Origin of the sequence: Bradyrhizobium sp. SZCCHNS1050 (assembly GCF_032484785.1) — a bacterium.
In the GTDB taxonomy this organism is placed as follows: Bacteria; Pseudomonadota; Alphaproteobacteria; order Rhizobiales; family Xanthobacteraceae; genus Bradyrhizobium.
Genome location: NZ_JAUETR010000001.1, coordinates 437602 through 449601, shown reverse-complemented (window position 1 = coordinate 449601; position 12000 = coordinate 437602). Strand labels below are relative to the sequence as shown.

13 protein-coding genes are annotated in these 12000 nt (G+C 63.9%); 11 read left to right on the top strand and 2 right to left on the bottom strand.

What is annotated here, in order from left to right; translation table 11 throughout:
- Positions 1–46: 46 nt before the first annotated feature.
- Entirely contained in the window at positions 47–805 is a 759-nt protein-coding gene (locus QX094_RS02015; RefSeq protein WP_316187602.1) for an ABC transporter ATP-binding protein, read from the bottom strand.
- Between the two features lie 195 nt (positions 806–1000).
- Positions 1001–1888 carry an ABC transporter permease gene (locus QX094_RS02010; protein ID WP_316187601.1) on the bottom strand — a complete coding sequence of 296 codons (888 nt, stop codon included), beginning with the start codon at positions 1886–1888 and terminating at the stop codon, positions 1001–1003.
- A gap of 289 nt (positions 1889–2177) precedes the next feature.
- On the opposite strand from QX094_RS02010, the gene QX094_RS02005 reads away from it, so the two are divergent.
- The 11 genes from QX094_RS02005 to QX094_RS01955 all read left to right on the top strand — a co-directional run bounded on the left by QX094_RS02005 (position 2178) and on the right by QX094_RS01955 (position 11981).
- The gene (locus QX094_RS02005) at positions 2178–2534 is read left to right on the top strand and encodes a hypothetical protein (protein WP_316187600.1); all 357 of its coding nucleotides are present in this window, start codon (positions 2178–2180) and stop codon (positions 2532–2534) included.
- 35 nt (positions 2535–2569) lie between these two features.
- Positions 2570–4075 carry a PfkB family carbohydrate kinase gene (locus QX094_RS02000; RefSeq protein ID WP_316187599.1) on the top strand — a complete coding sequence of 502 codons (1506 nt, stop codon included), beginning with the start codon at positions 2570–2572 and terminating at the stop codon, positions 4073–4075.
- A gap of 12 nt (positions 4076–4087) precedes the next feature.
- Positions 4088–4810, top strand: coding sequence for a nucleotidyltransferase family protein (locus QX094_RS01995; protein WP_316187598.1), 723 nt, complete (start codon positions 4088–4090; stop codon positions 4808–4810).
- Positions 4811–4918: 108 nt separating this feature from the next.
- Positions 4919–5857, top strand: coding sequence for an SDR family oxidoreductase (locus QX094_RS01990; protein WP_315712796.1), 939 nt, complete (start codon positions 4919–4921; stop codon positions 5855–5857).
- Positions 5854–6462: an SIS domain-containing protein gene (locus QX094_RS01985; protein ID WP_315712798.1), complete on the top strand. Its 609-nt coding sequence runs from the start codon at positions 5854–5856 to the stop codon at positions 6460–6462. The genes QX094_RS01990 and QX094_RS01985 overlap by 4 nt, the downstream gene beginning before the upstream one ends.
- A gap of 12 nt (positions 6463–6474) precedes the next feature.
- Positions 6475–7473, top strand: coding sequence for an NAD-dependent epimerase/dehydratase family protein (locus tag QX094_RS01980; RefSeq protein ID WP_316187597.1), 999 nt, complete (start codon positions 6475–6477; stop codon positions 7471–7473).
- A 42-nt stretch (positions 7474–7515) separates the two neighbouring features.
- Positions 7516–8364, top strand: a complete 849-nt coding sequence (locus tag QX094_RS01975; protein WP_315712801.1) for a transketolase — start codon at positions 7516–7518, stop codon at positions 8362–8364.
- Positions 8361–9284 (top strand): transketolase family protein, encoded by a 924-nt coding sequence (locus QX094_RS01970; RefSeq protein WP_315738900.1) that lies wholly within the window; start codon positions 8361–8363, stop codon positions 9282–9284. The genes QX094_RS01975 and QX094_RS01970 overlap by 4 nt, the downstream gene beginning before the upstream one ends.
- Positions 9285–9292: 8 nt before the next feature.
- Positions 9293–10330: a zinc-binding dehydrogenase gene (locus tag QX094_RS01965; protein WP_315753230.1), complete on the top strand. Its 1038-nt coding sequence runs from the start codon at positions 9293–9295 to the stop codon at positions 10328–10330.
- Between the two features lie 9 nt (positions 10331–10339).
- On the top strand, positions 10340–10957 hold the full coding sequence (locus tag QX094_RS01960; RefSeq protein ID WP_315828210.1) for a hypothetical protein: 618 nt from the start codon (positions 10340–10342) through the stop codon (positions 10955–10957).
- A complete protein-coding gene (locus tag QX094_RS01955; RefSeq protein WP_316187596.1) occupies positions 10944–11981 on the top strand; it encodes an aminoglycoside phosphotransferase family protein in 1038 nt (345 codons plus the stop codon). The genes QX094_RS01960 and QX094_RS01955 overlap by 14 nt, the downstream gene beginning before the upstream one ends.
- The last annotated feature ends 19 nt before the right edge of the window (positions 11982–12000 follow it).

The window sequence follows — 12000 nt, the reverse complement described above, 5'->3', positions numbered from 1 at the left end:
AAGACCAATCGGGCTTGCCTGAATTCGAGGCACGAGTCTGTAAATCTCAGGCGGGAGCCGAACTCCACGCCTGATAGTCGCGCCAGACATGTTCCGGCTTGCCGTCGGCGCGAACGGCACCCTTTTCGAGCCAGATCGCGCGGGTGCAGTTGCTTTTGACGATGTCCTCCGAATGGGACGCGATGAACAGGATGCCGGTGCGGCCGAGCAGGCCTTGCAGGCGCGCCTGGGCCTTTTTGATGAATGACGCATCTCCCGCGCCGATCCACTCGTCCATCAGTAGAATGTCCGGCGTGATCGAGGTCGAGATTGCGAAGGCGAGCCTCAGCACCATACCGCTCGAATAGGTACGGACTGGCATTTCCAGGAAGTCACCTAGTTCGGTATGTTCTGCGATGTCGTCGATATGAAGGTCGACCTCGTCGCGCTTGAGGCCAAGCAGCATGCAACGGATACGGATATTCTCGTATCCGCTGGCTTCCAAGTCCATGCCGAGCGTCAGATCGATCAGCGATGCCACGCGGCCGCATACAGTGATGGAGCCTCGCACCGGCTCGTAGACGCCCGAGACCGCGCGCAGCATGGTCGATTTGCCGGCGCCGTTGTGCCCGATCAGGCCGATGCGCTCGCCGTGTTCTGCGGTGAGCGTGACATCATTGAGGGACGACACCACGACCCTCTGATCTGAGCCGACGCCGATGCGGCCACCGGTCGTGTATTGCAGCATCGAACGCTTGATCGATCGACCGTGCGCCGTATAGATCGGAAATTCGATGTGGACATGTTCGAACTTGACCGAGCTCAACCGCCTGCGTTGTATCGGGAGTGTAGCCATAGACGTCACTCTGGTGCTCCGGTTTTCGAAGTTCGTACGTATTCCTGACTGGCTCCTAGCTGAACTTCGGAAGCTTAGGAGCATCGGCAATTCCACTTTTCCGGTGAGGCCGCGACCTCGAACCTTACCCTCGCCTCAAGGGAAGCCGCCGGTTCGCCAGTCCAGTTACAGCCAATAGGCGATGCGTTGGCGTGTCCTGCCGAAGAACCAGAAGGTCAGCAACGAGCCGCCGATCGCGCAGAAGACGAGCACCAGATAGGCCGCAGGAGGAGGAGCATTGCCCAGAAGAGGGTTTCGGACGACCTCCATCAGGTAGTAGAAGGGGTTCAGATTGACGAACCACGACAGGTGTTGGGGCAGTGTTTCAGGTCGGTACATCACCGGGGTGACGAAGAATAGAATCTGCAGAATGTTGGCGATGATCGGCGGCAGGTCGCGGAAGCGGGTGCAGAAGACGCCAATGACAATCGAGAGCCAGGCGAAATTGGCCAGCATAAGCAGCAGACCCGGCACTAGCAGCACCAGATGCCAGTTCAACAGTGTGGGCTGCCAGATGTACAGCAGCACCATGACTGCAAGGTTGTGCGCATTGATGATGAAATTGCGGAAGATGGTCCGAAAAATGTGCAATGAGAGCGGCAGCCCGCCTTGCTTGATCAGCCCGTCCGCCTGCACGAAGGCAAGCGTGCTCTCGTTGATTGTTCCCGTGCAGAAGTTCCACACGATGAAGCCGGCTGCGACATAAGGCAGGAACGAGTGGACATCCTGCTTGAACAGGCCCGCGTAGACGGTGCCGAGCGTCAGCACCAGGATCGACATGCTGATCGTGATCCAGAACGGGCCGAGCACGGCGCGCCGATACCGCTGCTTGACGTCGAGCGAGGCAAGCGAGACCCACAGCCGCCACTGATGCAAGCCCGCGAAAATGTCCGCGATCGCTGCCTTGCCTCGGGAGCGGCCGGTGCCGAAGTAAACGACGACGGGTGTTCCGTCCTGCTTCGGCTGCTCGACGCGCGCCGCATCAACTTGTCGGTCTAAACCTGCCGTCATCATTCCTGCAGCGCTCTTAGCTCTCGTTAGCCCGCGCTCTATATGGCATATCCTATTGTCGGGCAACTGGCGGTCATGTTATTGATTTTACGCGATTTCGGCCCTTTCGACGTGCGCGGCGTCCTTCACTGGTGCTGTTGACGTCAGCGGGGGAAACCGAGCTGCGGACGTTCTTGAACTCCGGACCAAGTCCGGTGCGGGCCCGGAATGAACGGTATGGTGCGTAGGAAAAGGTGCGCGCGACGGTTGCTGTCATGCGCGCTGGCCGGTATTTCGATTTCCGAATCGCACCATGGCGCGACGGCGTATGCGACCCTGCCGGGGCCGGACCTACCTGGCGCCGGGCGAAGCCATCACCCATGCGCTGACCGTTAGACAGGAAAAGGCGCTCGGTTTGACGTTTGGCAGCACTCCGTTCAACGACTACGTGGTGCTGAACAGCTCGGTTGTCTGGACGTTCGATCCGAACAACCGCTTGGTCCGTGGCGAGTACGATGCGATCGGCGCCATCAAGCACGAGATATCGGAAGAATGCGTTCTTAAATCCTTGATTCTTCCGATCTCGCTTCTCTCCGCCGCAGAGTTGGGTTATTCGGGGCTTATGGTCGGTGATATTGTTAGGGTAAAACGCCGGCCGGGACGTGATTGACGGCGTTTGTATGCCGTCAGGTGGAGGCGGGTTCCTTGGACCAATCGATCGATCGAGTGCCTACGGACCAGGTTTGCCAGGCGATTCGCGCATCATGCGAGCCGAAGCAGACCATTGTGTTCGTGTCTGGCAACTTCAATGTCGTCCATCCCGGCCACCTGCGGCTGTTGAAATTCGCCGCCGAGCGGGCCGACGTGCTCGTCGTCGGCGTCAATCCGGACGCGACGCCGGGAGTCAACCTGCCGCAGGACATGCGGCTCGATAATGTGCGGCCGATCTCCTTCGTGCACCATGTCGTGCGACTCGAAACGAGCCCGTCGGATTTCATTGCACACCTCAGGCCCACCGTCGTGGTCAAGGGCAAGGAGTTCGAGGACCGGGACAATCCGGAACAGGCGGCGGTCGATTCCTATGGCGGGCGCCTGATCTTTTCCTCGGGCGAGTTGCGGTTCGCATCGCTGTCGCTGCTGGAGCGCGATGCCAATGTCGATATCTCGACGGTCCGCAAGCCGCTCGAATTCCCCAAGCGTCACGGCTTCGAGATCTCGCAGCTCAAGGGGCAGCTTAACAAGCTCGCGGGCATGCGGGTCGCCGTGATCGGCGACCTGATCGTGGACGAATATGTCACCTGCGACGCGGTTGGCATGTCGCAGGAGGATCCGACCATCGTGGTCACGCCGCTTATGACGCGCACCTTCGTGGGTGGCGCCGGCGCGGTCGCAGCTCACGCACACGGTCTCGGTGCGGACGTCAACTTCTTTACGTTGGTTGGCGATGACGAGTCATCCCGTTTCGCCCGCTCAACGCTCGAGCAGCACGGCGTCATCTTCAATCCATTCGTCGATTCCACACGGCCGACTACCCGCAAGCAGCGCTTCCGCGCGCTCAACAAGACGCTGCTGCGGGTCAATCATCTGCGCCAGCATGCGGCCGATGCCGAAATCCAGCGTCAGATGCTGTCTTCGGTCGAGCGCGCTCTCAAGACGTGCGATCTCTTGCTGTTCTCCTGCTTCAACTACGGCTGTCTGCCACAGGACCTGGTCGATGCCGTCGCCGATCGCGCGAGAGCTAAGGGAGTCATGATGGCTGCAGACAGCCAGGTCTCCTCGCAGACCGGGGATGTCTCGCGTTTCCGGAATATGACGCTGCTGACCCCGACCGAGCGCGAGGCGCGCGTCGCGCTCAACGACTTCACCTCCGGCCTTGCGGTGATCAGCGATCGGCTGACGCAGCGGGCGTGCACGACCAATCTCGTCATCACCCTCGGCGCCGAAGGCGTCCTGGTCAACACGATGGTCGACGGTGTGCTGCATTACGACCGCCTGCCGGCATTCAATCCCTCGCCCAAGGATGTCTCCGGGGCAGGTGACAGCTTCTTCATGGCCTCGTCGATGGCGCTGCGGGCCGGTTCGGACATCTGGCAGGCCTCATATCTCGGCTCGCTGGCCGCTGCTTTGCAGGTCTCCCGCGTTGGCAATCTGCCGCTGACGACAGCGGAACTGGTCAACGAAATCGACGAGACCGGTTTCAGTCAAGAGTGAGGGAATGTGCTGATGCGTGCCCTCCTGCTTGCGGCCGGAATCGGCAGCCGACTGCGACCGCTGACCGACACCACGCCGAAGTGTCTGGTCAGGGTGCATGATCGGCCGCTGCTGGACTATTGGCTCGATCTCGTATTCGAAGGCGGTGTCGAGCGCGCGCTACTCAATACGCATTGGCTGGCGGAGCAGGTGCGCGCGCACGTGAAAAACTCACCCTGGCGCTCCCGCATCGACCTTGTTCATGAGGATGCATTGCTGGGCACGGGCGGTACCGTGCTGGCGAATCGGGCTTGGTTTGGCGGGCAGCCGTTCCTCGTGGCTCATGCCGACAACCTCACGGATTTCGACGTCGCCGGCCTGATTGCGGCTCATCGCGGCCGGCCGGCCGGCTGCGTCATGACCATGCTGGCGTTCCGGACCGACGATCCGCGGTCTTGCGGCATTCTCGAGCTGGACAGCCAGAACCGCGTGCTCGCCTTCCATGAAAAGGTCAAGAATCCGCCCGGGAACCTCGCCAATGGCGCGGTCTATGTATTCGATCCCGCCGTCATCGGCGACATCGCCGCGCTGGGAAAGCCGATCGTCGATCTCTCCACGGAAATCATCCCCAACTATTTGGGACGCATTTTCTGCGTGGAAACCAGCGGTTATCATCGGGACATCGGCAACCCGGAAAGCTTGCGCCGGGCCCATTTGGAGTTTAATCACGAACCACGCCGTGGCGGGGACGCTTGACGGGCGGGTTTCGCCGCCGGGCTGGTCACCTTCTTCTGCCAATTTGTATAAAGGTGCGCGCGACGCGCCAGCCGGCGACACGACAGGCGAGCCACGGGGATTGCTCAGATGAAGATATTCGTGACCGGAGCGTGCGGCTACAAGGGCAGCGTGCTCGTGCCGAAGCTCTTGAAGGCCGGCCACAAGGTCGTTGCATTCGACATCATGTGGTTCGGCAACTTCCTCGAGCCGCATCCGGATCTCACCGTCGTCCAGGGCGACGTCCGCAATCCCGACGCCATCGACCTGACCGGGGTCGACGCCATCATTCATCTCTCCAGCGTCGCCAATGATCCCTGCGGCGATCTCGACCCGAAGCTGACCTGGGAGATCTCCTGCCTCGCCACGATGCAGCTCGCCGATCGCGCCTATCGCCACGGGATCAAGCGCTTCATCTACGCCTCCTCCGGCAGCGTCTACGGCGTCAAGGAAGAGGAGCAGGTCACCGAGGATCTCGAGCTGCTGCCGATCTCCGAGTACAACAAGACCAAGATGTGCGGCGAGCGCATCGTGCTGTCCTACAAGGACGACATGGTGGTGCAGATCGTGCGCCCCGCGACCGTCTGCGGCTACTCTCCGCGCCAGCGGCTCGACGTCTCCGTCAACATGCTGACGATGCAGGCGCTGATGAACGGCCGCATCACCGTGTTCGGCGGCGACCAGACTCGCCCGAACATTCACATCGACGACATCACCGATCTCTATCTCTTCCTGCTCGATCATCCTGAGCACACCGGGATCTACAATGCCGGCTTCGAGAACATCTCGATCCTCGACATCGCCAGGCTCGTCACCAAGCACGTGCCGGCCGAGGTCATCGTGACGCCCTCGAACGACCCGCGCAGCTATCGCGTCAACTCCGATCGCCTGCTCGCGACCGGCTTCCGGCCGAAGAAGACGGTGGAGGACGCGATCAAGGAAATCATCGGCATGTACTCGCAAGGCCAGCTCAAGAACGACGACCGCTGGTACAATCTGAAATGGATGGAGAAGGAGGTCGTGAAATGAACGTCCTGGCCTTCAAGACCCCCGGCAGCCTGTTCGCCGACTACACCAGCCGCTTCAGCACCGTGCTGAAGGATTTCGACTGGAGCCCGGTCGAGAAGCTCGCCTATGATCTGCGCGATTGCTGGCAGACCGGCCGCCAGGTGTTCTTCTGCGGCAATGGCGGCAGTGGCGGCAACGCCAACCACCTCGCCAACGATTTCCTCTACGCGCTGTCGAAGACGCCCGGCTCGGGCCTGCGCGTGCACTCGCTGTCGTCGAACCCGTCCGTGATCACCTGCCTCGCCAACGACGAAGGCTACGACCAGGTGTTCTCGCTGCAACTTGCGGTGCTCGCGCGCAAGGGCGACGTGCTGATCACCTTCTCCGGCTCCGGCAACTCGCCGAACATCCTGAAGGCGCTCGAAGAGGGCAAGAAGATCGGCATGACCAGCTATGCCGTGCTGGGCTTCTCCGGCGGCAAGGCCAAGGCGCTCGCCGACGTGCCGATCCATTTCGCGGTCGACGACATGCAGATCGCCGAGGACGCGCAGATGGTGATCGGCCACATGATCATGCAGTGGCTGTACGCCCAGCGCGGCGACATCATCACGACGCGCGAGGTCTGACGGGCAAGGACGATGGCTGCGAACGAAAAGTACCTGATCCTCGGCTCGAACTCGTTTTCGGGCGCAACCTTCGTCGACTTCCTGGCTGCGGCCGGTCACGACGTGATCGCGACCAGCCGCTCGGACGAGCCGCATGACGCGTTCCTGCCGTACAAATGGCAGAAGCGGGCCGGCAAGGTCCGCTTCCAGCGCGTCGACCTCAACCACGATCTCGATGCGCTGAAGGCGCTGCTGGCAGCCGAGCGGCCGACCCACGTCGTGAATTTCGCGGCCCAGAGCATGGTCGGCGAGAGCTGGCTGTACCCGGACCATTGGATGATGACCAACGTCGTCTCCGCCGTCCGGCTGCACGACATCCTGCGCAACTATGACGGCCTCGACCGCTACGTCCATGTGACGACGCCGGAGGTCTACGGCTCGACCGAGGGCTGGGTGCGCGAGGATGCGCCGTTCAACCCGTCGACGCCCTACGCGGTGTCGCGCGCCGCCGGCGACATGAGCCTGCGGACCTATTTCGCCAACTACCAGTTCCCGGTGGTCTTCACGCGCGCCGCCAACGTGTACGGTCCGGGTCAGCAGCTCTACCGCATCGTGCCGCGCACCATCGTGGCCGCGATGACCGGGCAGAAGCTCCGGCTGGACGGCGGCGGCAAGTCGATCCGCGTCTTCATCCACATGACCGACGTGTCGGATGCGACCGTGAAGATTGGCCGCAGCGGCAAGCTCGGCGAGACCTACCACATCTCCGGCTACGAGCTGGTCTCGATCCGCACCCTGGTCGAGATGATCCTGGCCCGTCTCGGCAAGTCGTTCGAGGACTGCGTCGAGATCGGCCCGGAGCGTCCGGGCAAGGACACGGCGTATACGCTCGACAGCTTCAAGCTGCGCACCGAGCTCGGCTGGCGCGACACCTTCTCGCTGGAACAGGGCATCGACGACGTCATCGCCTGGGCGCGGCGCTTCGAGGATGTCATGGCCAAGCTGCCGACCAAGTACGAACATAAACCCTGATCGACCCCTGCGCTTCCCGGTGAAGCGCGACTGGAGAGCACGATGAACGTGGCAGTCCGGAGCACAGCGGCCAAGCCTGACGCAGCCGCCCTGAAGGCGCAGGCGGCGAAGCTGCGCGGCAAGATCATCGAGATGTCGCACAAGGCCCAGGCCGCACACTTGGCCTCGTCGCTGTCCTGCGCCGATGCGATGACCGCAGCCTATTGGCATGTGCTCAATATCGACCCGAAAAACCCGACCGATCCGCTGCGCGACCGCTTCATCCTCTCCAAGGGCCACGCCGCCGCAGCGCTGTTCGCGACCTTGGCGATGAAGGGCTACTTCCCGATCGAGGAACTCGACACCTACTGCCAGGACGGCGGCCGTCTCGCCGAGCATCCGCCGGCGAACCTGCTGCCCGGCGTCGAGGCTGCGACCGGCTCGCTCGGCCACGGGCTGCCGCTCGGCTGCGGCATGGCGCTTGCCGGTCGAATCAAGGGCGAGAGTTTTCGCGTGTTCGCCCTTCTCTCGGACGGCGAGAACAATGAGGGCTCGGTTTGGGAGGCCGCGATGTTCGCCGCCGCCCAGAAGCTGGAGAACGTCTGCGTCGTCGTCGACTACAACAAGTGGCAGGCGACCGCGCGCTCCAACGAAACCCTGATGCTGGCGCCGCTGCGCGACAAATGGGCCGCCTTCGGCTGGGACGCCCACGAGATCGACGGCCATGACGTCGGCGCGCTGGCGGAAGCCATGCAGAACATCCCGAACGGCTCGGGCAAGCCGGTGGCGCTGATCGCCCACACCGTAAAGGGCAAGGGCGTGTCGTTCATGGAAGACGACAACAACTGGCATTATCGCGCCCCCACCGCAGACGAAGTGACGAAGGCGTTCAAGGAGCTCGGCCTGTCATGAGAAACGCGTTCGCTGACGAACTGACCAAGCTCGGTAACGAGGACAGCCGCGTCGTCATGCTCTCGGGCGACATCGGCAACCGCCTGTTCGACAAGTTCAAGGACAAGCATCCGAGCCGCTTCTTCAACTGCGGCGTCGCCGAGGCCAACATGATGGGCGTCGCCGCCGGCATGGCCATGAACGGCCTGCGCCCGGTCGCCTACACCATCACGCCGTTCGTGACGACGCGCTGCCTGGAGCAGATCCGCACCGACGTCTGCTATCACGAAGTCCCCGTGACCATCGTCGCGGTCGGCGCCGGCCTCGCCTATTCCGGCCTCGGCCCGACCCACCACGCCTGCGAGGACATCTCGTTCCTGCGCTCGATCCCGAACATGGTCGTGATCTGCCCGGGCGATGCCTTCGAGGTGCGTGGTGCCTTGCGCGCGGCGATGCAGCAGGATCGTCCGGTCTACATCCGCATGGGCAAGAAGGGTGAGCCGGTCGTTCACAAGGGCCCCATCACGGATTTCAAGATCGGCAAGGCGATCACGATCGAGGAAGGCTCCGACGTCTGCCTGCTCTCCACCGGCAACATGCTGCCGGAAGTCATTGAAGCCGCACACAGATTGAAGGAGAAGGGCATCTCCGCCGAGGTCGTCAGCTTCCACACCGTGAAGCCGCTGGATGAGGACAAGCTCAAGCAGGCCTTCAGCCGCTTCAAGCTGGTCGCGACCATCGAGGAGCATTCGCTGATCGGCGGCTTCGGCTCCGCCGTCTCCGAATGGCTCGCCGATACCGAGACGAAGCACCAGAAGTTCCTGCGCTTCGGGACGCCGGACGCGTTCTTCAAGAAATCCGGTGAGCAGGAGTATGCCCGCGAGGTGCTGGGACTGACCGGCCACCAGATCGCGGACAAGATCATCCACGCGTTGAGCTGAGACATCACATGAAGACCCAAGCTGCCCTCCTGGTCCAGACCGGCCAGCCGCTCGTCCTGGCCGAGATCGAGACGCCGGCCCTGAAGCCCGGGCAGGTCCTGGTCGAGATCGCCTATTCCGGCGCCTGCGGCACCCAGGTCATGGAGTGGCGCGGCGACAAGGGCGAGGACAAATGGGTGCCGCATTGCCTCGGCCATGAGGGCACCGGCACCGTGATCGAGGCCGGCAGCGCGGTCACCAAGGTCAAGGTCGGCGACAAGGTCGTGCTGTCCTGGATCAAAGGCACGGGCATCGAGGCTGGCGGCGCCGTGTATGACTGGGATGGCAAGAAGGTCAACGCCGGCGGCGTCACCACCTTCCAGCGCCACGCTGTCGTCAGCGAGAACCGCCTGACCCTGCTGCCGCCGGACCTGCCGATGGATGTCGCGGTGCTGCTCGGCTGCGCTGCGCCGACCGGCATGGGCGCGGTCTACAACGTGCTCAAGGTGCAGCCCGGCGACGCCGTCGCCGTGTTCGGCACCGGTGGCATCGGCCTGAACGCGCTGATGGCCGCCGCGCTGGCCGGCGCGATGCCGGTGATCGGCATCGACCCTAACCCGACGCGACGCGCGCTGGCGCAGATCTACGGTGCGACGCATGTGATCGACGCGAGCGGCGACGTGCTGGCCGAGATCAAGAAGATCGTGCCGCAGGGCGTTGATCTCGCGGTCGAATCCTCCGGCATTCCGGCCGTGATGGAGCAGGCGATCAATTCCACCCGTCAGCAGGGCGGCCGCGCGGTCGTGATCGGCAACGCCAAGCATGGCGCGGCGCTCACGCTGAATCCGGGCGTCTTCAACCAGGGCAAGAGCCTGCTCGGCACCTGGGGCGGCGACAGCGTTCCGGATCGCGACTACGGCCGCTACGGCCGGCTGCTGAGCTCCGGCCGCTTCCCGGTGCGGGATCTCTTGTCGAAGCCCTACAGCCTCGCCCAGGCCGACCAGGCGCTGCAGGATCTGGCCGCCGGCAAGGTCGGCCGTCCGCTGATCGACATGTCGCTGCGTTAAGTCCAGGCCATGCGGATCGGGATCGACTTCGACAACACGATCGCCTGCTATGACGGCGTGTTTCATGCGGCCGCGCTCGAGCGCGGCCTGATCCCGGCCGACCTCGGCCGCGACAAGAACAGCGTCCGCGACCATCTCAACGGCTCCGGGCGCAAGGACGACTTCACCGAGCTCCAGGGCTATGTCTACGGTGCCCGGATGGACCTGGTGTCGCCCTACCCTGGCTTCGCGGAGTTCGTCGCCGCGGCCCGCCGCGCCGGACATGACCTGTTCATCGTCAGTCATAAGACCAGGCATCCGATTCTCGGCCCGAAGCACGACATGCATGCCGCGGCGCGCGGCTTCCTGACCGACCGCGGACTGATGGGCTCGGCCGCCAGCCAGATCGCGCCGGACCGGGTGTTCTTCGAGCTGACCAAGGACGAGAAGGTCGCCCGTGCGCATGCGCTGGCCTGCGAGGTCTTTGTAGACGACCTGCCGGAGATCCTGGGCATGACCGGATTCCCGCAAGGGATGCGCAAGGTGCTGTTCGACCCGGAGAACCAGTTCGCGACCACGGCCGTCCCTTACGAGCGCCGCGCCTCGTGGGCCGAGATCGCGGCGGATGTCGTCCGTGACCGCGGCTGAGGCCAACGCCGACGCCGCCCTGCTGGCGCTCGCCCAGCGCCTCGCCGCGCAGGCCGGCAAGGCCAGCCCTACGGGACTGACGCGGCTGGCCGGCGGCCGCAACAACCAGGTCTTCCGTCTCGACACGGCCGACGGCCCGCTGGTCCTCAAGCGCTACTTCACCGACGCTCGCGACACCCGCGACCGGCTCGGCGCCGAATGGAGCTTCATCAGCCATGCCTGGTCGCACGGCGTCCGCGTCGTGCCGGAGCCGCTGGCCTGCGATCGCGCCGAACAGGCTGGCCTGTACAGCTTCGTCGAGGGACGCAAGCTGACGGTCGCGGAGCTGGCGCCCGTTCATGTCGATGCCGCGATCGACTTCGTGCTCGCCGTGAATGCTCCGCCCCGCCCGGCGCTGGCGGCCGGATCCGAGGCCTGCTTTTCCCTCGCCGAGCACCTCGCCACCGTCGAGCGCCGGGTGGCGCGGCTGGCGACGCTCGATGCCGACGTGCCCCATGTCGCCGACGCCCGACAGTTCGTGACCGCACGGCTGCAGCCGGCCTGGGCAGAGGTGAAGGCGGCCATTCTGCGCGGCGCCGCGGCCGAAGGGCTTGCCTTGGAGGCCGTCATCCCCGCCGACCAGGTCTGCCTGTCGCCGTCGGATTTCGGCTTCCATAACGCTCTGATCGACGACGCTGATAAGCTCACCTTCCTCGATTTCGAATATGCCGGCCGCGACGACCCGGCCAAGCTCGTCTCCGACTTCTTCTGCCAGCCGGAGGTGCCGGTGCCGCTGGCGGTGCACGAGCATTTCATCGACCGGCTCACGGACGGCCTCGGACTGGACGCGGCCAGCGTCGCGCGCTGCCGGCTCCTGCTCGACGCCTACCAGGTCAAGTGGACCTGCATCATCCTGAACGACTTCCTGCCGCTCGGCGCCACCCGCCGCGCCTTCGCCGACACAGGCGCCTGGGCGCAGCGTTGCGCCGCGCAGCTCGCCAAGGCCGACGCAAAGCTCGACCTCATCGGCGCCACATCCGACTAACCGACATCGTAACGCCCGG